This window comes from Paralcaligenes ureilyticus (genome assembly GCF_004346225.1).
GTDB lineage: Bacteria > Pseudomonadota > Gammaproteobacteria > Burkholderiales > Burkholderiaceae_B > Paralcaligenes > Paralcaligenes ureilyticus.
On record NZ_SMAJ01000011.1, the window covers coordinates 22125 to 42613 of the forward strand.

The following is a 20489-nucleotide window of genomic DNA, read 5'->3' on the forward strand; positions in this document are numbered from 1 at the left end:
TCTGTATGAACCTTCCTACCTATGACGATGTTATTGCCGCCGCCGATCGCCTTGAAAACCAGGCGCACCAAACCCCTGTTTTCACCTCGCGCACGGTTAACGAAGAGCTGGGCGCCGAAGTATTTTTCAAGTGCGAAAATTTTCAGCGCATGGGCGCCTTCAAGTTTCGCGGCGCGTTCAACGCCTTGTCGCGTTTCGACCCGAGCCAGCGCAAGGGCGGGGTGCTGGCATTTTCATCGGGCAATCATGCGCAGGCCATTTCGCTCGCCGCGCGAATTCTGGGTATTGCCGCCACCATCGTCATGCCCCAGGATGCACCGGCCGCCAAGATGGCGGCCACCAAAGGCTATGGCGGCCAGGTGGTGCTCTACGATCGCTATACCGAAGATCGCGAAGCCATTTGTCGCAAGCTGGCCGATGAAAAGGGCATGACCCTGATTCCTCCTTACGATCATCCGGATGTCTTGGCCGGCCAGGGCACGGCCGCCCGCGAATTGTTCAACGAAGTTGGCGAGCTCGATTCGTTGTTCGCGCCCCTGGGCGGCGGCGGCCTGTTGTCCGGATCGGCGCTCGCCGCGCGTGCGCTGTCGCCCGCGTGCAAGGTATACGGCGTGGAGCCCGAAGCCGGCAACGACGGCCAGCAGTCCTTTCGCACTGGCTCCATCGTGCATATCGACACGCCGCGTACCATTGCCGACGGCGCGCAAACCCAGCATTTAAGCCCGCTGACCTTTGCCATTATCCGTCGCGATGTCGACGACATCCTCACGGCAAGCGACTCCGAGCTGATCGAGTGCATGCGGTTTTTTGCCGCGCGCATGAAAATGCTGGTCGAGCCCACCGGCTGCCTGGGGTTTGCGGCGGCGCGCCGGATCAAGGACCAGATCAAGGGCCAGCGTGTCGGCGTGGTGCTGAGCGGCGGCAATGTCGACCTGACGCGCCTGTGCGAATTGCTCACGCCGTAGCGGCACCCCTTGTGGGTGCCATCCGCCCCTCACCACATGATTCGCAGTCCCATGCTCGCCGTCGTGGCGCGCCAGTGGCCGGCCGTTTCTTGCGCCACGTCGGCATACACACTGACGCGTTGATTGATCTGGCCGCTTAGCCCCAAGCCCACGGTGACGGTTGTGCGGCCGACCGCTGCGCCTTTGATGTCCATGGAGGTGCCGAGCAGGGTTGTATTCAGGGTGGGACGCTTGTCGAGCAGTTCATGGCTGACGCGCGCTCGCAACGATGCGCGCCAGTCCATGGCGGCCGTCTTGAAGGGGATGCTGCCCGCCAGCCCCGCGGAAGGAGCGAGCGATTGCAGGGTGCCCGCTGAGATGCCCAGTACGGCGGCCGATGCGGCGCCGTTTTCAGAGGCCGCGAGATGGCGGCTGGCAAGGTATTGCAAACCCAGCGACGCTTCAAGTCGCGGGCCGTCGCCTTCCAGTCTCCAGCCCGTCTGGCCTTCCAGCGTTAGATTGCGGCTGCGCAGATCGGCGCGATAGACGCCGCCGATGCCTGGCAGGTTCACGTTGCGCCGGGCAGATATCTGGCCGATGCCAAAGCCGGCGGCGCCTTCCACGAACCAGCCGTCTCGTTCGCGGCTGCCGTAGGCCATCAGTTGCCAGTTTTGCAGACTGCCGCTGCCCATGCCCTGAGTGACTGTGGGCCTGCTGTCGGCGTAGCCCAGAGAGATGCCGGCCACCGCGCCGGGCGCCAGGCGCCGCTCGAAGCCGACCATAATGCCATTGGCCGTATCGTCGTAACCGTAGCCCAGGCTATCGTCTTTCTGGTGGCTATTGCGTTGCAGGACATAGGCCCATGCCGAACTGTCGCTTTTGCCGTCGATCGCGCGGGTTTGGACGCCGCGTTCATCGCGCCGGCTGGTTCCGACCAGATCCATGAGTTGTCGCGTCAGCATCTTGCTGTTGTTCATATCCGACCAGAGCAATTGGGCATGGCTGACACCGCTTAATTGATCCAGGGTGGGAGCCAGTTGCGTGGCGCCAACGGGTGAGAGCGCATCGAATAAAGCCTGGCTGCCGCCAGGCGCGCGCACGCCCGCCGCTGGCCGGATGCGCTCCAGCGCGCCGCCTACCCGTTGCCGATTGGCGTTGGTGGGAATCCCCAGCACGTCCAGGCCGGTATAGGAAGCCGGAGTCACGTAAAGCTGCACTGCCTGGCTGCCATATACCGTATCGAAGCGCGAGCCCGGCAACAGCCCGCTGGCCGGCTGGGTGAGCCCGCTATAGCTGCCTGACACCCCGCCTGCTGCCTGGACGACCGTGAAGCCCTGGCCTAGCGCGGGGGTGTAGATATTGCTGGCCGCGCCGGTGATGCCGCGCAGAATTGGCGTGATCTGGCCGTTGGCGGTGTAGGTATTGGCCAGGCCGTTGACTACGAGGCGCGAATAATTGCCTGGGCCGTTGGCCGTTCCCGTGCCGTCTATATCGACGGCAAAAGAGCTGCCCGGCATCTGCGTGACGGGGCCGTTGACGGTCATGGTGCCGGGTGAGTTGCCGGGATAAAGTCTGCCCCGCACGGTGAGCGGACCGTTGATGAGGCCCGTGCCGCGCAGCGTGATGCTCGCGGGTACATTCATGGGGCCGTTCCAGATTGCGTTCATGTGCAGGTCGCCGGCAATTTGCAGTGGGTGTCCCAGAAAGGTAAGCGCGCCGCTGCCGTTGATGCTTCCTGCAAAGGGAATGTCGTTGTTGCCGGTGTCCAGCGTGCCTCCGCCCAGATATACGGTAAGCGGGCGATTGAATGTTCCGGATGGGTTCAGGGCAAAGTTGTCTTGCAGATTCAGACGCCCTGCATCAAAGCCGATGCCGCCGCCGGCTGCGCCCAGCTGACTATCTTTGGATGCGGCCAGTGTGGCGCCGGAAATGAACGTCCCCCCGGTATACGAATTGTCTGTAGTCAGTGTGTATAGGCCGCCACCCGTGATGGTGAGCTGGCCGGTGCCGCCGATAGGCTGGCTGCCTTGTGCGACGGCCAGGCGGCCGGTGTCGAGCGCGCCCCCGCCTGCCATGAGATTGATTGGGCGGTTCAGGCTGAACGGGGCCAGAAAGCGCAGGGTGCCGCTGTCAAAGCTCAGGCCGCTGCCGCCAACGCCCAGGTTGGCGTCTGAATCGACCAGCGTCAGGCCGCCATTCAAGGACGTACCGCCGCTGTAGGTAGCCGTGGCACCTGCCAGGCTGAGCGTGCCGGCGCCCCGTTTGATCAGGGGGCGGCCAAACGCGTGACCGTCAAGTGTCTGGCCATCGGTCAACTGGGCGTTGACAGGCAGGCTGTCAAAGCCGGCCTGGCCAAAAATCAGTTGCGTAGCTTCGGGAAAATAAGTGGTCACGTCAGCCAGCGCGAAAGCGCCGCGGCCCATGGTGTAGGCCAGCAACACATCATCTTCGGTGGAGTAGTCCAGGCCGAATACCTGGCTGTTGGGAATTTTCCCCAGCCGGGTGTCCCAGATGAAACTGGTGGCGTCGGCCGGGCCGCGCAAGGTATATAGCCAGTTGCCGCCGGCCACGTTATGGGTGCCTGCGGCGACCAGGGCCGATACGCCGTTGTAATCGATGTGATCCAGGCCGCGCCGCTCGTTGAAGCCTGCAGGCAGATTGCCGCTGATGTCGGTAAAGGCATAGGCGGTATTGCTGGTGGGTGCCCCGCGCAAAATATGGGTGCCGTCGCTGGCGTAAACCCGCCCGGTCCCCAGGCTCCGGTCAAAGAGCGCCGCCTGAATGCCCGTGCTGCTGTATATGGACGTTGGCACCGTGGTATTGACGTCCGGGGTGTAGTACAGGTCGCCGTTGACGGCAAGGTCGTTGCGATAGCCCGTGCCGCCAAGCAGGGCGTCGGCATTGTTGTGGGCGCCGTAGGCAAGTGAAATGAAGCCCAGGTTGGTCGGGCCGGTGTTGGTGAGTTTTTGCGTGACGATCCGGACCGGATTCTGACTGTCTTCCACCATCGGGTCCTGGCCGGCATACAGATCGTAGCCGCCTATCGCAAAGCGGGTTGGGTCGACTCTATTCAAGACAAAGCTGGGGTAGAACGGTATGACCTCAATGCCTGTCTGGGTTTGAGCCGCCGCGGCCTGGCCCTTGGTGACGGGCTTTTTGGGTCGCGGGGGATCGATTTGACCCGTGCCGTCGCCAAAGCGCAGGAACTGCCCGTTTTGTTCTATGCCCAGATCCAGCGTTGTGGCGGCTATTCCTTCGTTTGCGGCATCGGTTCGAATGCGCGTGGGGCCTCCCAGGTGCTGCGAACTGATGTAGTTTGCCGCATAGCGCTGGCCGTTTAACTGCCAGTTGGAATTGACCGCGGCAATGCCGCCGTCGCCGCCGGCCACGACGGCATAGGTGGGGTTGCCTGCGCGCAACTGGATGGTCGAGCCGTTGTCCTGCATGGCGGCAACGGTGGTGTGGCTTAGCGCGTTCCAGGCCGCGTCGTGGATTTCCCCCGTTTGCAGATTGCCGTTCAAAGACTGCCAGATGCCGTAGCGGCTTGTCGGGTCGGTGCGCCGGTAAATGCCGCCGTCGTCGGTCTGCAGCAGATTGCCGGCCGCATCGATCATCATGAAGCGCGAATCGGCGTGAGGGCCCGAGCCATTGGCCGTGTAATCATCGGTGATGGCTTCCCATACGGTTTGGCCGGTGGCGGGGTTGAACTTGCCGCGAAACAGGCGGCCGCTGTAGGTGCGCGCGCCGATGGAGGTGGGCAGGCCATCGCCGACCAGCGCGCCGGGGCCCTGTGCATCGCCGCTCAGGTACACCACGGTGGAGTCGTTGGGGTCGACCAGCAGCGCGCCATGCAGCCCGAATTGCCCCGAGGTGTAGATGCCCCACTGAACCGTCGTGCCGTCGGGCAGATATTCGGTGGTGCCTACCGACCCCATGCTGGTCCAGGACTGGCCCTGATTGGAGGAGCGGTATACCGTGACGGGCGGGTTTTCCTTTAATAGCCCGCTGGGGGTGCTGACGGGGCTGATGACGCTGGCCACAACGGTTCCGTCGCGGGCGATGGACAGCATGATGTCCTGGGTCAGAGGCATATTCGCGCTGGCGGGCTTGAGGATGGGCAAGGCCGACAGCCAGGTCCAGCTGGCCCCACCGTCGTCAGAGCGGTATACCCCTTTGGGATCCTGGTAAATGCCGGCGCTATCCTTGCCCGCCACGACCGCGGCGTAGTAGCGGTTGGCGTTGTTGGGGTCGTTCACCAGGCTGGTGATATTGCCGGCGGGCAGGCCGGTGCTGGCATTGGTGAATGTCGCGCCGCCGTCGGCGCTGCGCCAGACGCCGGGGTCGTTTGGCGACGTCTTGATGCCTACTACGATCTGATTGCCGTTGGCAATAATTCGCGAGATATCCTTGCCCATCAGATCGTTGCCCAGAGGAGGCGACCAGGCCCCCGTGGTGGTGTCAAAGCGCACGATGCCGGTCGATGCGCCGCTTACGTTGTACGAGCTTTGCTTGCCAAAGCCCACCCATAAATAAGACGGGTCGCTCTGGTCGAAAGACATGGCGCCAATCGACAGGGACGGGAGATCGTCGCCCAGCGGTTTCCAGGTAGCTCCGCCGTCCACGGTCTGCCAGACGCCGCCGTTGACCGCGCTGGCAAACAGCATGTTGGGATGGGTGGGGCTGGGCAGCACGGCCTGCATGGCTCCCGCTACCGGATTGTTGCCGATGCCTACGACGTTGGTCGAGGCGCCGCCAGGCGTGGCCATGATGGTGGGAGAAGGGCCTACGGGCATCCACGATTGCGCCCGGGCAGGGGAGTATGGAATCGACAAGGCCACGACAAGCGCCGCGAACAGAGTGGCAAAATTCGGGTGTTGTCGTGGGGTGCGAAGAATCATGCGGCGTCCCGTATGGCAAGGCTGGTGTTTGAGGGGATGGGTGTCCCGGTTTCAGGCTCGTCAGGCGATATCAGGCGTGAAATCGCATTCCAAATTGTTTCTGAAAAGAAACAATACATATCTTTATATGTATCTTAACATTTCTTTAGCGCTAAATGGTTACTTTTTGCACTTGATATATACCTGATGGCAGCTTTGGCCGATGGCTCAAATCCATCTTCTATTAGGGTAATTTTTGATGGTTCACATACCTTTTTCAGAATGTGATGTATAACGTCCCACAGCATAAAAATGCTACCCCCGCTGCGGGTACGTTCTGTAGCGGCACCCCTTGTGGGTGCCATCGATGCGCTACAAAAATGGCAGCCACAAGGGCTGCCACTACATTGCTGCCGCGACCCCCAGCATTTCGGCCGGAATCTGGACCTGTCGCAGTTCAGCCTTTCGCCGATTCGTGCGTCATCTGTTCGTACGCTTTGCGCAGGCGCTCGCGGCTATTGGTCAGATGGGTGCGCATGGCGGCGCGTGCGGCCTCGGGGTCGCGCCGTTCGATGGCGGCATATATATTTTCGTGCTCGCGGTTGACGCGCTGCAAGTAGATGCGTCGGTCATCCAGAGCCAGCTGAGCCGTGTCGATACGAGCCCGGGGGATCATGTTGTTGCCCAACTGGCGAAGAATGTCCTGAAAATACTGGTTTCCGGCGATGCTCGCCATCTTCAAATGAAAGGCCAAGTCGGCTGAAATGGCGCTGCCGTCGGCTTGATCGATATGTTTTTCGAAGTCGTCGAGCAAGGCGCTGAGCGCCAGTACGTCTTGATCGCTGCGGCGCACGGCGGCGAGCGCCGCGACTTCGGTTTCCAGGCCCAAACGCAGCTCCAGAACCGCCAGGGTGTCGAGCATGGTGAAAATGCCATCTGTCGCAATCTTGACCGCCTGGCCGGCGTTGGGCTCCAGCACGAAAGTGCCGATGCCGTGGCGGGTTTCGACCAGACCGGCCGCCTGCAGGCGCGAAATGGCTTCGCGCACGACGGTGCGGCTGACCGAGTGTTCGCGCATGATGTCCGATTCGGTGGGAAGCTTCGCGCCGGTGCTGAAACGGCCATTGCGGATATGTTCGGAGAACGCGTCGACTACCTTGTCGGTCAGGCTGCGCGGGCGTTTTTTGGAAGAGGCACTGGAAGTCGTAGCCATTGCTGCACAGTATAAGCACATATGATGCCTGTCAATGCGATTATTTCTGGATGTGATCGGCCAGAAAATCAATGAGCGTACGCACTGAAGGCAGCAGGCCCCTGCGCGATGGGAATACCGCGTGCACGATCGCGCCCTGAGGAGTCCAGTCAGGAATGATGTCCACCAGGCGTCCTTCCTGCAGGTCCTTTTCCACCACCATGCACGGTAGTTGCACGACACCGATTCCCAGCAGGGCGGCCTGGCGCAGCGCCGTCATGTCTTCGGTGATATAGCGGGGGTGATGCGGTACTTCGGCGATAGCCCCATTGGGGCCGTTCAGCCGCCAGAGATGATCATGCTGCGATCCCCGCCAATCCATGCTGGGCAAGCCGCTCAAATCGGCCGGCGTCAGCCGTGATTTAAGCGCACCTGATAAACGTGGGCTGGCCACCAGCCGTTGTGGGCTGTCGGCCAATACCCGCATCACGAGATCGCTGCTTTCCAAAGGTGGGAAACGCACGCGTAGAGCCAGGTCCAGTCCTTCTCCCAACACATCTGCCTGCCGGTTTGCGGCATCAAGGTGCACCTGAACACGCGGGTTTTCAACCATGAAACGGCCGACCAGTTCGCCTATGCAGTAGTGCAGCAGGGTGGTGGGACAGCTCATGCGCACAATGCCTTGCGGTTCTGACTGCATGCGCTGGACGGCCTCTGCGGCCGCTTCGGCTTCAATCAGCATGGCGACGCAATGGCGGTAGTATTCCTGGCCCAGCTCGGTCACGAAAAAGTGCCGCGTCGATCGTTGTATCAGGCGAACACCGAGGCGTTCCTCAAGCTGGGATATGCGTCTGCTAAGTTTGGACTTTGGCATGTTCAAGGCCCGGCCCGCCGGCGCAAAGCCGCGGTGCTCGACGACCTGCGCGAAGTAGTAGAGATCGTTGAGATCTTCCATTATTGTTCCTTAAATAGAACTCTGATGGCAATTTAACCGGTCTACCGCGAAAAATGTTGAGCCCCTATGATGGTATTCATGAACATCAGGAGAAACACTATGAAAAAAATTCTCGGCACCTATAGCAGCCCCAGACAGCATTGGGTGGGTGATGGCTTCCCGGTTCGCTCGCTATTTTCGTATGACACTTTGGGCAAGCACGTTAGCCCTTTTTTGCTGCTGGACTATGCGGGCCCGATGGATTTTGCCCCCGCCCAACGCCCGCGCGGCGTAGGCGAGCATCCGCATCGCGGCTTCGAGACAGTCACGATTGTCTACAAGGGCGAAGTGGCGCACCGCGATTCGACCGGTAGCGGCGGCCTTATCGGCCCGGGCGATGTGCAATGGATGACGGCGGCCTCGGGCATCCTGCATGAAGAGTTCCATTCGCCTGAGTTCACCCGTACGGGTGGCTCTCTGGAAATGGTGCAGCTTTGGGTAAACCTTCCCGCCAAGGACAAAATGAGTGCGCCGGGCTACCAGACGATACTCGACGGCGACATCCCTTCGCTTGAATTGGCCGGCAACGCCGGGCAAGTGCGAGTCATCGCGGGCAACTACAAGGGGCATCAGGGGCCGGCCAAGACGTTCACGCCGATCGATGTGTGGGACTTGCGTTTGCGGGCTGGCCACACGACCGAATTGATGGCGCCCGAGGGCCGCACCTTTGCGCTGGTCGTGCTGCATGGTACTGTGCTTGTCAATGGGCAACAGCTCGCGCGTGAAGCGCAAATGGTCATGCTCGACCGCGCTGGAACCGATGTGTCTCTGGAGGCCAACAGCGATGCGACGGTGCTGGTGTTAAGCGGCGAACCCATAGAAGAACCGATAGTAGGCTATGGTCCGTTCGTGATGAACACGCAGGCTGAAATCCAGCAAGCCATCGAAGACTTCAACAGTGGCCGGTTTGGCCAGATGCCGCAGGCGGCGTAAATCCGCACATCATCCAGGAGAAATGCGAATGAGCACTAATGAAACCCAGCCTGCGCCATCGGGCCAGCAGGCCGATGGCGAACCAGCCATACAGCGCGTGATCGCACGCAGCGCCGAAATTGGCGGCGGCATTTCGGTCAATCGCCTGATGCCGTCGCGACAGCGCAGGATGATCGGCGCCTGGTGTTTCCTGGATCATGCCGGCCCGGCCGTTTTCAGCCCCGGCGCGGGCATGCGCGTGGGGCCGCACCCGCATACGGGCTTGCAGACGTTCACGTGGATGATCGAGGGTGAGGTTCTGCACCGCGATAGCCTGGGCAATGTTCAGGTCATACGCCCCGGCCAGGTCAATCTGATGACGGCCGGACGAGGCATCACTCACACCGAGGAATCATTGCCGGGGGAAAACAAGCTGCACGCGGCTCAGTTGTGGATTGCTTTGCCGTCCAAGGACAAGGACTGCGAGCCGGCCTTCGATCATCATCCGGATCTGCCCGTGTGGGATGCGCAGGGTTGCCGTTTTACCTTGTTGGCCGGCCGCTATGAAGGGCGTAGCGCCGCGGCCAAAACGTACTCGCCGCTGGTGGGAATCGATGTGTTCAGCGCGCAGGGCGGCGCTGTCGAACTGACGCTGGATCCCGCGTTCGAATATGGTGTATTGCCTTTGACGGGCCATGTTTCGATTGATCAGGAAAGTTTTGCCGCCAACGAACTGGCTTATCTGGGGTCGGGATCAACGCGTGCGAACCTGCATTTTTCGGCTGATAGCCGGGCTATTTTGATTGGCGGCGAACCCTATCGGGAAGAAATTCTGCTGTGGTGGAATTTCGTGGGCCACAGCAAATCCGAAATTGCCCAGGCCCAGCACGAATGGGAAGCGGGCGGCGCCCGCTTTGGGCGCGTCGATGGCTACGATGGCGCGCCCCTGGTGGCTCCCGCTTTGCCGTGGCCGGGTTTTGCCTGACCAGGCATCTAGCGTGCTTCCTTCGTGATATAGTCTTTACGCAACGTGATTCGTTGCAACGTTCTCAGGGCGGGGCGAAAATCCCCACCGGCGGTAATTGCGCGTTAGCGCATAGCCCGCGAGCGCTTGCTGGTTTATGCGGCAGGGACAGCAGACCTGGTTGGATTCCGGGGCCGACGGTTAAAGTCCGGATGAAAGAGAATGGGGTTTCTGCCTGGTTGTTTCCGTGCCGTCGTGGTTATCCCGTGCGCCCTATTTTTCGTAAATAGGAGCTTCAAAGAATGTCTTCCCATCAAGCCAGTGCCTTTTCCAAAGCGGCCAGAATTGCCTTTGTGCAAGCATGTTGGCATCGCGACGTTGTGGATCAATGCCGTATCGGATTTGCAGAGGAAATGAAAAATCTCGGCTTTGCGGATAGTGCGGTCGATTACTTCGAGGTGGCCGGCGCCTTCGAAATACCGTTATACGCGAAGCGGCTTGCCCAAAGCGGCCGGTACAAGGCGGTGGTGGCCGCGGGGTTCGTGGTCGATGGCGGGATCTATCGCCACGAATTCGTCGCCGGGGCCGTCATTACAGGGCTGATGCAGGTACAGCTGGAGACCAGCGTGCCGGTCATTTCGGCCGTTCTGACGCCCCACCATTTCAATGCTCACGATGAACATACCAAGTTCTTTCGCGAGCACTTTCGTGTGAAGGGGATGGAGGCGGCACAGGCTTGCACCGACACGATCGAGAAAACGCAACAGCTCGAGCAGTGGGGCAAGGCGGCTTGAGGCGGTTTTTCTGATGGGTTGAAAATTTTTTGCCGCGGCCCTGGATGGGCGGGTGATTAATAAAGGTGAGTCGATATGAGCAGCTTCATGCAAGCGGCTATTGAGGAGGCGCAATGCGGCCTGGCCGAGGGCGGCATCCCGATTGGTTCGGTGCTCGTGCATCAGGGCCGGATCATCGGCCGAGGGCACAACCGGCGGGTCCAGCAGGGCAGCGCGATCCTGCATGGCGAAATGGACGCGTTCGAAAACGCCGGCCGTCAGCCGGCCAGCGTATACCGCGAGTCGGTGTTGTACACGACTCTTTCGCCCTGCCCGATGTGCAGCGGCGCTATTTTGCTCTACGGGATTCCGAAGGTGGTCGTGGGCGAAAACCGCACATTCATGGGCGACGAAGCCTTGTTGCGCGATCGCGGCGTGCAGGTGGAAACGCTGCAGGACGAAACCTGCATTGCATTGATGCGCGATTTCATTGCCGCCAAGCCGGCGTTGTGGGATGAGGATATTGGGGTGTGATATGGCACCCACAAGGGGTGCCGCTACAAAACCGTGGCGGCCGCCGTCTCTCGCCGGCGTCGCGCCTCGTCCAGCAGATAAACCTGGTAATCGTCCAGATCTCCGTCAAAGTCTTTCATGCCGCCGCGCGATACCAGCCAGAATTCGTCACACACTGCGCGCAACAGGGCCCGGTCGTGGCTGACCAGCATCACCGAGCCTTCGAACTCGTTTAGGGCAACGCTCAAGGCTTCACGGGTCGCCAGATCCAGGTGATTGGTCGGCTCGTCGAGCAGCAGCAGATTGGGCCGTTGCCAAACGATCATGCACAACACCAGTCGCGCTTTTTCGCCGCCGCTCATGCTGCCCACGGCCTGTTTGACCATATCACCACTGAAATTGAAGGTGCCCAGGAAATTGCGCAGCCCTTGTTCACGGCAGTCCATGGCGCTGGGCCGCACGTTGGCCGGCGTATCGCGCACCAGGCGAAACATATGCTCCAGCGGAGTATCGCCCGGGCGCAAGACGTCGAGCTCTTGTTGCGAGAAATAGCCGATATTCAAGCCCTTGCCACGGATCACATCGCCGGCGATGGGCTGCAATGCGCCGGCAATGGTTTTTACGAAGGTTGACTTGCCCTGGCCGTTGGCTCCCAAAATACCGATCCGTTGTCCGGCGAGCACCGAACGATTGATGTTTTGCACGATAACCGTCGGCGCCATGCCGGCCGCCGCATCGGCGGGCGGCGGGTAGCCGAAGCTTGCATCGGACATCGCCAGCATGGGGTTGGGCAGGTTCGACGGCTCCTTGAACTCAAACTGGAAGTCTGCATCGGCCAGGATCGGCGCAATTTTTTCCATGCGTTCGAGCGCCTTGACGCGGCTTTGCGCCTGCTTGGCCTTGCTGGCTTTTGCCTTGAAGCGATCAATGAATTTTTGCAGATGCGCGGCTTTTTCCTGCTGCTTGGCGGCTGCGGCCTGTTGCAGCAACATCTGCTCGGCGCGCATGTCTTCGAACTTGCTGTAATTGCCGCTGTAGCGCACCAGCTTGCCATGATCGATATGCAACGTAACGCCGGTGACGGCATCGAGAAATTCGCGGTCGTGGCTGATGACGACCATCGTGCCGGCATAGTTTTTCAGCCAGGCTTCCAGCCACACCAGTGCGTCCAGATCCAGGTGATTCGTGGGTTCGTCGAGCAAGAGCAAATCAGACGGGCACATCAGTGCGCGCGCCAGTTGCAAGCGCATGCGCCAGCCTCCCGAGAAGCTGTTCACAGGCTTGTCGAGCTCGGCGACACTGAATCCCAGCCCTAAAATCAGGGCCTGCGCTCGCGCTGGCGCATCGTGTGCGCCCGCATCGTGCAGCGCCATATAGGCGTGCGCCATTTGCATGCCATCGTCGCCGGCCAGCGCAGCGTCCACCTCGGCTTGGGCGGCGAGCAAAAGCGTGTCGCCGTCGACCACGAAGTCGGTGGCGCTTTGCGCGGTTTCAGGCATGTCCTGCGCAACCTGCGACATGCGCCATTGCGCCGGAATGGAGAATTCGCCGCCGTCTTCATGCAGCGTGCCGTTGAGCACTGCGAACAGGGACGATTTGCCCGCGCCGTTGCGGCCAACCAGGCCTGTTTTTTCACCGGGATTGAGCGTAACGGAAGTGCTGTCGAGCAGTACTTTGCTGCCGCGACGCAAGGTCACGTTCTTGAGAATAATCATTGAAATAGGCCCTTCGCTCGTCGTGTGTGTCCGGGCAGGGCGATAGAAAACCATGTAGGAGGGCGTGGATTGTAGCATTCGCGCCTGGCGCGAAGGCATGGACTTGGGTTTAAAATCAACGGGTTCACTATCGATGAGGAAAAGCAATGAATGCTCGCATCCCCCACGAGGCCTTGCCTCCCTCCCTGGATCCACAAGCCTTGCAAGCTTTTGTAGACGAAAAATGGGATCGCGCGATTATTCCTGCCCTGACCGACTACATTGCCATTCCCGCCAAAAGTCCGGCGTTCGATGCCGATTGGGCCAAGAATGCGTATCTCGAACGCGTCGTGCGCGATGCCGCGCAATGGGTCCAGGCGCAGAAGGTATCGAACCTGACATTGGAGGTGGTCCGTCTGCCAGGCCGCACTCCCGTCATCTACTTTGAAGCACCGGCCACTCGCAAAGATAACGGCGATACGGTGCTGATGTACGGCCATCTTGACAAGCAGCCGGAGTTTTCCGGATGGCGCTCGGGACTGGGGCCGTGGACGCCCAAGTATGAAAATGGCAAACTCTACGGCCGTGGAGGCGCCGACGACGGGTATGCCGTCTATGCGTCGCTTACGGCGATTTTGTCTCTGGACAAGCAGGATGTACCGCGACCGCGCTGTGTGGGGCTGATCGAAACCTGCGAAGAGTCGGGAAGCTACGATCTGCTGCCGTATGTCGAGGCGCTGCGCGATCGCATGGGCCATGTGGCTCTGGTGGTTTGTCTGGATTCGGGGGCGGGCAATTACGACCAGCTTTGGATGACGACATCGTTGCGCGGCCTGGTGGCCGGCACGCTGGAGGTGCAGGTGCTGGAAGAGGGCGTGCATTCGGGCGACTCCAGCGGTGTGGTGCCTTCCAGCTTTCGCATTTTGCGGCATTTGCTCGACCGTCTGGAAGACAGCGCGACGGGCCGCCTGCTGCCGCATGGCTTTCATTGCGAGATCCCGGCCGATCGCATCGAACAGGTGCACGCCGCGGCGCGTATTCTAGGAGACGAAGTCTGGCGCCGTTTCCCCTGGAGTTGCGGTGCCGAGGGCGGTTTTGTGCTGCCTATGACGACCGAGCCTGAGCAAGCCTTGTTGAACCGCACGTGGAAGCCGACCTTGTCCGTGACCGGTGCAGAAGGGTTGCCGCCGTTGACCAGCGCCGGCAATGTGCTGCGTCCGCGCACCGCGTTCAAGCTTTCGCTGCGCTTGCCGCCGCTGGTCGATGCGGTGACGGCGGCCCAAGAGTTGAAAGCGTTGCTGGAATCGGACGCGCCCTATAACGCCAAAGTGCTGTTCAAGCCCGATCAAGGCGTGGCCACCGGATGGAATGCGCCGGAATCGGCCGCCTGGCTGCACGAAGCCCTGGACGCGGCCTCCCAGCAATATTACGGTGCGCCTTGTGGCTATATTGGGCAAGGCGGGACCATACCGCTGATGAGCTTGCTGCAAAAGGGGTTTCCGAAGTCGCAGTTCATGGTGTGCGGGGTGCTGGGGCCACAATCAAATGCGCATGGCCCTAACGAGTTTCTGCATGTTCCCTATGGGAAGCGGCTGACCGCTGCCGTGGCGCAGACGATTGCGGCGCTGCCGGTTTAGCGAAAACATGGCAGCCACAAGGGCTGCCGCTACAAAAACATATTCGCTGCTCATGTAGCGGCAGCTCTTGTGGCTGCCATCGCTGCCCTCTATTTTTCGGGCGTTATTAGCCTCACGCTGGAAAAATACGAGGCGTAGCGCCGTGTATCCCGGGTCAATATCGGATAGTCTGACACGGCTGCGTGGGCTCCAATAAAAAAATCGCCGAGAACATTGTTCTTTGTCCCGCCGAGCCGGCGGTAACGCACAAATGCCTTACCGGCAAGGAACAGGGCCGGACGCGGCATCTCGATCATTGTCATACCAAGATCGTCAAGGATTTGGTCCAAGGCTTCCACCGTGGAAAATGTCAGCGACAGCTCGGAATAAATAATAGGATTAATGGCCAGACGATGGATTTTCGACTGGGCGCGTAATTGAGCGATCGACCAGTCGACCCAGGCCGGATCATTTTCCAGCACGTCGACCAGCACGTTGGTATCGACCAGCAGCATCAGCTCTCGCCACGCAGTAGCGCCATTAGATCGTCGGTTCGCCAAATGACATCGGCCTTGCCGCGAGCCGCCTGGAAACGATCTGGTTTGCGGCTTGCCCGTGCGCCGACTTTGTGGATGAGCACATCGCCTTCATGATTAACGGCAAAATCCACGGCGCAGCCGGGCGCCAGATCGAGCGCATCGCGAATCTGCTTGGGGATGGTGACCTGGCCCTTGCTGGTAAGTGTCGTCGACATGGTTCGGCTCATCGAGTATTACTGAAAGACTTATTGTAATACTTGTGAAGATTGCAGGCAATCGATTACGTTTTTCAGCTCGTAGCGATAGGCCTGTAGCGACAGGCCTTGTGGCTGCCATTGCCGCACTAAACCACCGACGCCTGGCGCCGTGCGATCACATGTGCGCGCCAGGGCCAAAAACCAATCTTCAGAAAGCGCTGCATTTGTTCAATTGGGTGGATGCACTATAGTTCACGGAGGTCATATCGAGCCTTTTTCCTGTTGTTGCCGCAACCATTTAATAGACCGCCCGCCCAAGGTTCGTTGTAGTTGTTTTTCAGCGTAGTCAATAGCTGCTAATAGCCCGAGTAAATTAATATTGGTGTGGAGTCCGCATTGCCTGGCCATTAATACAAGATCTTCTGTTGCCAAATTTCCGGCGGCGCCGGGGGCAAATGGACATCCACCGATACCACCGGTACTGGCATCGAATCTGCGTATCCCAATTTCTAGCGCCGCCCACGCATTTGCTAGCCCCATGCCACGCGTGTCGTGAAAGTGCACTGACGTTCTCGCAATTGGCACCGTTTGCACAACGGCTGAAAGAAGCTTCTTCACTTCGCATGGTGAAGCCGAGCCAATAGTGTCAGCAATTATAATTTCGTCGGCGCCAGCGGTATGCATCTTCGCCGACAAACGCAATACCGTGGCCGGCGAAGTTGGCCCTTCAAATGGGCAATCAAACGCTACGGCAATATAGGCTCGTGTGCGCAGACCTGCGCTTTTAGCTGCGCGTAGAGTCTGCTCGCTCATTTTTGTGGCAGTTTCCAGACTCATGTTGATGTTTTTCTGGTTCATAATTTCTGTTGCTGCGAGCACCACTGCTATCTCTTTGACTCCAGCCGCGCAAGCGCGCTCTAGTCCTTTCATGTTTGGCACCAGCACGGAGGCCCGCAAGTTGGGCAGGTCGATATTTAGCTGGGATATTATGGCGCTTGCATCAGCCATTTGAGGCACATGCTTTGGCGAAACGAAACTGGTCGCTTCGAGGCTTTGAACGCCGGAGGCAACCAGAAGCTTGATAAGCTCAAGCTTGGCAGAGGTAGCGACCATAATCTGTTGGTTCTGCAAGCCGTCCCGTAGGGCGACATCAGTAATGTATAGTTGGTCCATTGTGGATGTCCAAATTGATCACGCGATAGCACCAGTGGCCTGTAGTTGCGCGACCTTCTGTGGCGCATATCCCAAAAGGTCTTGCAGGACATCACGAGTATGCTCTCCCAAGTCTGGCGGTGCGGCATATTGCATGTTTTTTGCGGCCGAAAGCTTGATAGGATTACCAGGCATGCGAACCGTTTCGCCTGTTTTTAGCGACACATTAATTACCATATTGCGAGCTTGAACTTGCGTATCATTAAGCGCCTGTTCAAAATTGTTTACCGGCCCGCATGGAATCCGTGCAGCTTGCAGCAATTCTAGCCAGTGTTCTGTTGTTTGTTTCTTTAGCTCGTCGGAAATAATTGCATCTATTGTGGTCTTGGCTGCAAAGCGTACCTGCTGTTGCAGGTATTCTGGTTTTTTCAGCGTGGGCAGATCTAATATTTGCGCAAACTGGGCGAAAAACTGATCTCCTATGCAGGCAATGATGATATGTCCATCGGACGTGGGGTAGCAGTTGTAAGGTACATGCACGAAATGGCCGTTGCCTATCATGCTTGGCACGATTCCGGACATCAAATACATAGTTGCCATATAGTTGAGCAGTGAAATCTGTGAGTCGAGCATGGAAATGTCGACATGCTGGCCCTCGCCTGTCCGATCACGCTGCGCAATAGCGGCGAGAACGCCCATGGCTCCAAAAATGCCACCTCCAAGATCTCCGATAGGAATTCCGCTGCGTATCGGGCCGCTCTCACGAGTGCCTGTGATAGACATCCCACCGCCCATGCCCTGTACTACTTGATCGAATGCCGGGCGTTTAGGGTCGGGTCCTGTTTGACCAAAGCCTGTCACTGAGCAAGTGATGATGCGAGGGTTCACTTTCGATAGGGTTTGGTAATCAATGCCAAGTCGTTCGGTCACTCCTACGCTAAAGTTGTCGAACACGACGTCTGCCTTCCGTACCAGATCAAGAAACACTGCTTTGCCGATTTCATTTTTCAAGTCGATGCAGACGCTTTCTTTATTGCGATTTAATGTTAAAAAATATGCTCCCATCCCTTCCCGGGAAAAATTGGAATCATGTTCTTGTAGGCGACGTGTGCCTTCGCCGGTGATGGGAGGCTCGATTTTTATCGTGCGAGCCCCCAGGTCTGCCAACAGCATGGTTCCATAGGGGCCGGACAGCATATGGGTAAGGTCGAGTACGACGATATGTTCAAGTGACAAATCTTGTCTCCAGTAACGAGCAATCAATATGAAGTCTCAATTTATAGACAGCAAACGGCGTGCATTACCGCTAAGAATGGCACGACACTCATCATCGGTAAGGTCGGATTCTAGAATCTCATTTAAAGGAAATGCAGTATTGAATAATTTTGGGAATGAGTAGAAATCAGTGCCCAGTAACAGTCTATGCGCGCCTATTCGCCGCACGAATATCTCTATCAAATGCGCTACAGAAACCATTACACCCGTATCAAAGATAATATTGGGATGCTTGTCTGCCAAATAGGGCATCCAGTGTGCGTGGTCGGGTGACGAAAAACCATCAAGTGCGACAAACTGGACTGCCGGAAATCGATCTGCGAGTATTTCGAGTCGCCAGGGAGACTCGAGCGACGAATCGGCTATAAGATGAATGAATGCAGGAAGAGCATGTTCTTGCAGGCGTCGTAAAAACTTGTCCATCATTGGGTGATCAATGGCTGTTCCCTGAAAACGATGATGCCAGACGATACCTTTCATGCCCAACTCGTTTACGCAACGATCTATTTCATCTAATGCTCCATCTCCGTCCAGCGGGCTAACGGTTCCAACAGCAGCAGGAAATCGGTCGGGGCGCTGGTCGCGGTATTTCGCGACATAATCATTGACTCGACGGGTGGCTTGAATTCCATCGGGAGCCGAGTATCCGTTAGAGGGCATTAGCATGACCGCAGAGATGTTATTTGCGTCCATGTATGTCAGCCGCCGGGCAATATCGTCTTCCAGTGTTGGTGCTCGTCCTGTTGACGATCCGGCGACAATGTCTAAAGATCCGACGTGGTGATGAATGTCGAACGCAGAAAAATCACTCAAGTGCCGCATTATTTCTCCCAAAATTGGTCGTACTTCGGAGGGCGATGTTCTGTGAACGCACTCAGCCCTTCTTGCCATTCGGCGGGAGGTAGCCTTTTTAGGGTCCCGTCAATTTCGTCCCAGTCTATGCCGGCATGTTTGTCCAAACTGGTCTTTATCTCTGCAATGGCCCCCGGCGAGGCGCCCGATACGATGCTTTCCGCCAGAGCGATAGCGGTGTGCGTCACTGCAAGTGAGGGGGTAACCACGTTTACGATGCCAAGCTCGAGTGCTTCCTGCGCTGATATACGGCGACGTGTCAGCATCAGCTCGAGCGCTTTCCTTCTGCCGACCATGGGTGCGAGCAACGCCAGACCCGTGTTTGGAACGACGCCATGGCCTATTTCCGGTAGCGAAAAACTGGCACTGTCCGAAGCTATCGCTAAATCGCAACTCAACATAAGCTCAAAACCGCCGCCCAGCGCCATGCCCTGGACGGCAGCTATCACTGGGCGGGGGTATGAGGCGATTCTGCGAAATAGAGCGCTAGGGTTTGAGTTGGCACTCAGCCCCTCCATCCATCCGCTGCGCAAAAGATCGTCGATATTGGCGCCAGCACAGAAGGCTGGCCCGATTGCCGTGATCACGATAGCGCGAGCATTTTGTACAACAGGCTCGTTCAGAATGTTCAGCGTGTCCGTCACGAGCCTCATTGACAGGCTGTTGCGGTCCTCTGGATTGTTCAGTGTGATGATCGCGATGGATCCACTGAAACGAATTTCAACAGGCATGGCGTCCTTTGTGTCGGTGAATGAGCGTTTGCGATACTAAGGTCAATTGCTTGGGTATACCAATTTGCCATTGGCTTTGCCTATAGGCCAAACTACTTCTTGGCCCGTTTTTCGGTATTGCCAGACAACCAGGTTTTTTTCCGATAGAAGCTGATGTTTACCGCCACGTTCGGAATCTTTATAAGACACTTGGCCAAAGGGAGTTGCAAATGTGGAGCCATCCATTGCAGTCATCACTTTATTGTGATCCAGAGTGTTTGCTTTCTTGATCGACTGAATAAGCGTAAACATGCCGGTGTAACCCATGACCAAGGTAGGCAAAACCTTCGTGTTGGCTGGCAAGGCAAGCGTAATACGCTTTAGAAAAGCGTCAAGCCCTTCAATTTTCTGCTCGGGTGCCCATTCGCCGATGACGGCAATACCATTGCCAAAGTTGCCAAAATCTTCACGCTTTTCGCCGGCAGCTATGATCAGTGTCAGCTTTGGGTTTATTTTCAGCTCGTGGGCTTGACGTGCAATCTGGATGTTGTCGCCAGAATAGCCAACAAAGAAGAACACATCGGGATTCAACGCTTTAACACGGTTCAAGATCGGCGATAGGTCAGGGCTGCCTGCTTTAAACGGCTCCTTCATTACGATTTTGTAGCTGGCTTTCCCTAAATACTCATCGCTGAATTTGACCGCATCCGAGCCGTAGAGGCCGTCTTCATAGGCAATGGCGACTGTTTTTGGGCGAGGCGTTATGCTGTTCAGGAAAGACGTGACACCCTTTTGGCGCATGTAATCAACAATATAGACGTGGTAATACCATGGTTCAGCTCCGAAGGTTTCTTCCAGTTTTACCGCTGATGATCCGACATGGACGAATATAGGCTTGTATCGTTTTACTGCCTGCAGCATGGCAAAATCAGGCGTGCTGCCATAACCACCAACAATGGCGAAAACCTTGTCCTGGCTCGTCATTTTTGCAGCTATTCCCGCAGCGGTATTGGGTTCACTTTTGGTATCTTCAATGAGCAGCTGAATTTTTCTGCCAAGCACACCGCCTTGCCCGTTAGCCTCATCAGCAGCGTATTGAATGCCGGCAAGAATCATACGCCCCCCACCAGCTAGAGGCCCAGTCAGAGGCAGCGGAACCCCGATTTTTATTGGCTCGGAAGCGCTTTGCGCAGAGGCGAAAGGCAGTGCTGCAAACGATAACAGCGCTGCAACTCCCGTTGTTTTAAGAAATTTAAAAATATTCATGAATAGTCTCTCCTTGGAC

General features: G+C 58.0%; 17 protein-coding genes and 1 riboswitch. Of the genes, 6 read left to right on the plus strand and 11 right to left on the minus strand.

The features are described 5' to 3' along the window. Positions 1–5: 5 nt before the first annotated feature. Entirely contained in the window at positions 6–965 is a 960-nt protein-coding gene (locus tag EDC26_RS13655; RefSeq protein WP_132583540.1) for a threo-3-hydroxy-L-aspartate ammonia-lyase, read from the plus strand. 29 nt (positions 966–994) lie between these two features. Here EDC26_RS13655 and EDC26_RS13660 read toward each other — a convergent pair whose 3' ends face one another. The 3 genes from EDC26_RS13660 to EDC26_RS13670 form a co-directional block, all read right to left on the minus strand. Beyond that, positions 995–5842: an autotransporter outer membrane beta-barrel domain-containing protein gene (locus EDC26_RS13660; protein WP_132583542.1), complete on the minus strand. Its 4848-nt coding sequence runs from the start codon at positions 5840–5842 to the stop codon at positions 995–997. Between the two features lie 436 nt (positions 5843–6278). Continuing rightward, positions 6279–7034 carry a FadR/GntR family transcriptional regulator gene (locus EDC26_RS13665; protein WP_132583544.1) on the minus strand — a complete coding sequence of 252 codons (756 nt, stop codon included), beginning with the start codon at positions 7032–7034 and terminating at the stop codon, positions 6279–6281. A gap of 40 nt (positions 7035–7074) precedes the next feature. Next, complete coding sequence (locus EDC26_RS13670) at positions 7075–7968, minus strand: LysR family transcriptional regulator (protein WP_132583546.1); 894 nt, start codon at positions 7966–7968, stop codon at positions 7075–7077. A gap of 99 nt (positions 7969–8067) precedes the next feature. Between EDC26_RS13670 and EDC26_RS13675 the strand changes: the two genes are divergently transcribed. From EDC26_RS13675 to EDC26_RS13690, 4 genes are all read left to right on the plus strand, one after another. Next, positions 8068–8940 (plus strand): pirin family protein, encoded by an 873-nt coding sequence (locus EDC26_RS13675; RefSeq protein ID WP_132583548.1) that lies wholly within the window; start codon positions 8068–8070, stop codon positions 8938–8940. Positions 8941–8968: 28 nt separating this feature from the next. Next, positions 8969–9904, plus strand: coding sequence for a pirin family protein (locus EDC26_RS13680; protein ID WP_132583550.1), 936 nt, complete (start codon positions 8969–8971; stop codon positions 9902–9904). Positions 9905–9960: 56 nt separating this feature from the next. Beyond that, positions 9961–10111: riboswitch (FMN riboswitch) on the plus strand. 74 nt (positions 10112–10185) lie between these two features. After that, positions 10186–10677, plus strand: a complete 492-nt coding sequence (locus EDC26_RS13685) for a 6,7-dimethyl-8-ribityllumazine synthase (protein ID WP_132583552.1) — start codon at positions 10186–10188, stop codon at positions 10675–10677. A 75-nt stretch (positions 10678–10752) separates the two neighbouring features. Next, positions 10753–11190: a nucleoside deaminase gene (locus tag EDC26_RS13690; RefSeq protein WP_132583554.1), complete on the plus strand. Its 438-nt coding sequence runs from the start codon at positions 10753–10755 to the stop codon at positions 11188–11190. 23 nt (positions 11191–11213) lie between these two features. Here the strand turns inward: EDC26_RS13690 and EDC26_RS13695 are convergent, their stop codons facing one another. Further along, positions 11214–12884, minus strand: coding sequence for an ABC-F family ATP-binding cassette domain-containing protein (locus tag EDC26_RS13695; RefSeq protein WP_132583741.1), 1671 nt, complete (start codon positions 12882–12884; stop codon positions 11214–11216). Between the two features lie 146 nt (positions 12885–13030). On the opposite strand from EDC26_RS13695, the gene EDC26_RS13700 reads away from it, so the two are divergent. Beyond that, positions 13031–14500 carry a M20 family metallopeptidase gene (locus tag EDC26_RS13700; RefSeq protein WP_132583556.1) on the plus strand — a complete coding sequence of 490 codons (1470 nt, stop codon included), beginning with the start codon at positions 13031–13033 and terminating at the stop codon, positions 14498–14500. Positions 14501–14589: 89 nt separating this feature from the next. Here the strand turns inward: EDC26_RS13700 and EDC26_RS13705 are convergent, their stop codons facing one another. The 7 genes from EDC26_RS13705 to EDC26_RS13735 form a co-directional block, all read right to left on the minus strand. Next, complete coding sequence (locus EDC26_RS13705; protein WP_132583558.1) at positions 14590–14994, minus strand: type II toxin-antitoxin system VapC family toxin; 405 nt, start codon at positions 14992–14994, stop codon at positions 14590–14592. After that, a complete protein-coding gene (locus EDC26_RS13710; RefSeq protein WP_132583560.1) occupies positions 14994–15233 on the minus strand; it encodes an AbrB/MazE/SpoVT family DNA-binding domain-containing protein in 240 nt (79 codons plus the stop codon). Before EDC26_RS13710 ends, EDC26_RS13705 begins: the two co-directional genes overlap by 1 nt. Positions 15234–15476: 243 nt before the next feature. Next, positions 15477–16388, minus strand: coding sequence for a hydroxymethylglutaryl-CoA lyase (locus tag EDC26_RS13715; RefSeq protein WP_132583562.1), 912 nt, complete (start codon positions 16386–16388; stop codon positions 15477–15479). Positions 16389–16406: 18 nt separating this feature from the next. Further along, positions 16407–17603: a CaiB/BaiF CoA transferase family protein gene (locus tag EDC26_RS13720; RefSeq protein ID WP_132583564.1), complete on the minus strand. Its 1197-nt coding sequence runs from the start codon at positions 17601–17603 to the stop codon at positions 16407–16409. Positions 17604–17639: 36 nt separating this feature from the next. After that, the gene (locus EDC26_RS13725) at positions 17640–18455 is read right to left on the minus strand and encodes an amidohydrolase family protein (RefSeq protein WP_207915158.1); all 816 of its coding nucleotides are present in this window, start codon (positions 18453–18455) and stop codon (positions 17640–17642) included. A gap of 8 nt (positions 18456–18463) precedes the next feature. Further along, the gene (locus tag EDC26_RS13730; RefSeq protein WP_132583568.1) at positions 18464–19225 is read right to left on the minus strand and encodes an enoyl-CoA hydratase/isomerase family protein; all 762 of its coding nucleotides are present in this window, start codon (positions 19223–19225) and stop codon (positions 18464–18466) included. 42 nt (positions 19226–19267) lie between these two features. Next, entirely contained in the window at positions 19268–20470 is a 1203-nt protein-coding gene (locus EDC26_RS13735) for an ABC transporter substrate-binding protein (RefSeq protein ID WP_132583570.1), read from the minus strand. Positions 20471–20489: the final 19 nt, after the last annotated feature.

What these genes read in the sequence shown, in the direction of transcription:
- EDC26_RS13690 (WP_132583554.1), top strand. Translation starts at nt 10,753, where the DNA reads ATGAGCAGCTTCATGCAAGCGGCTATTGAGGAGGCGCAATGCGGCCTG.
- EDC26_RS13730 (WP_132583568.1), bottom strand. Translation starts at nt 19,225, where the DNA reads ATGCCTGTTGAAATTCGTTTCAGTGGATCCATCGCGATCATCACACTG.
- EDC26_RS13675 (WP_132583548.1), top strand. Translation starts at nt 8,068, where the DNA reads ATGAAAAAAATTCTCGGCACCTATAGCAGCCCCAGACAGCATTGGGTG.
- EDC26_RS13695 (WP_132583741.1), bottom strand. Translation starts at nt 12,884, where the DNA reads ATGATTATTCTCAAGAACGTGACCTTGCGTCGCGGCAGCAAAGTACTG.
- EDC26_RS13680 (WP_132583550.1), top strand. Translation starts at nt 8,969, where the DNA reads ATGAGCACTAATGAAACCCAGCCTGCGCCATCGGGCCAGCAGGCCGAT.
- EDC26_RS13710 (WP_132583560.1), bottom strand. Translation starts at nt 15,233, where the DNA reads ATGTCGACGACACTTACCAGCAAGGGCCAGGTCACCATCCCCAAGCAG.
- EDC26_RS13705 (WP_132583558.1), bottom strand. Translation starts at nt 14,994, where the DNA reads ATGCTGCTGGTCGATACCAACGTGCTGGTCGACGTGCTGGAAAATGAT.
- EDC26_RS13735 (WP_132583570.1), bottom strand. Translation starts at nt 20,470, where the DNA reads ATGAATATTTTTAAATTTCTTAAAACAACGGGAGTTGCAGCGCTGTTA.
- EDC26_RS13715 (WP_132583562.1), bottom strand. Translation starts at nt 16,388, where the DNA reads ATGGACCAACTATACATTACTGATGTCGCCCTACGGGACGGCTTGCAG.
- EDC26_RS13670 (WP_132583546.1), bottom strand. Translation starts at nt 7,968, where the DNA reads ATGGAAGATCTCAACGATCTCTACTACTTCGCGCAGGTCGTCGAGCAC.
- EDC26_RS13685 (WP_132583552.1), top strand. Translation starts at nt 10,186, where the DNA reads ATGTCTTCCCATCAAGCCAGTGCCTTTTCCAAAGCGGCCAGAATTGCC.
- EDC26_RS13660 (WP_132583542.1), bottom strand. Translation starts at nt 5,842, where the DNA reads ATGATTCTTCGCACCCCACGACAACACCCGAATTTTGCCACTCTGTTC.
- EDC26_RS13665 (WP_132583544.1), bottom strand. Translation starts at nt 7,034, where the DNA reads ATGGCTACGACTTCCAGTGCCTCTTCCAAAAAACGCCCGCGCAGCCTG.
- EDC26_RS13655 (WP_132583540.1), top strand. Translation starts at nt 6, where the DNA reads ATGAACCTTCCTACCTATGACGATGTTATTGCCGCCGCCGATCGCCTT.
- EDC26_RS13700 (WP_132583556.1), top strand. Translation starts at nt 13,031, where the DNA reads ATGAATGCTCGCATCCCCCACGAGGCCTTGCCTCCCTCCCTGGATCCA.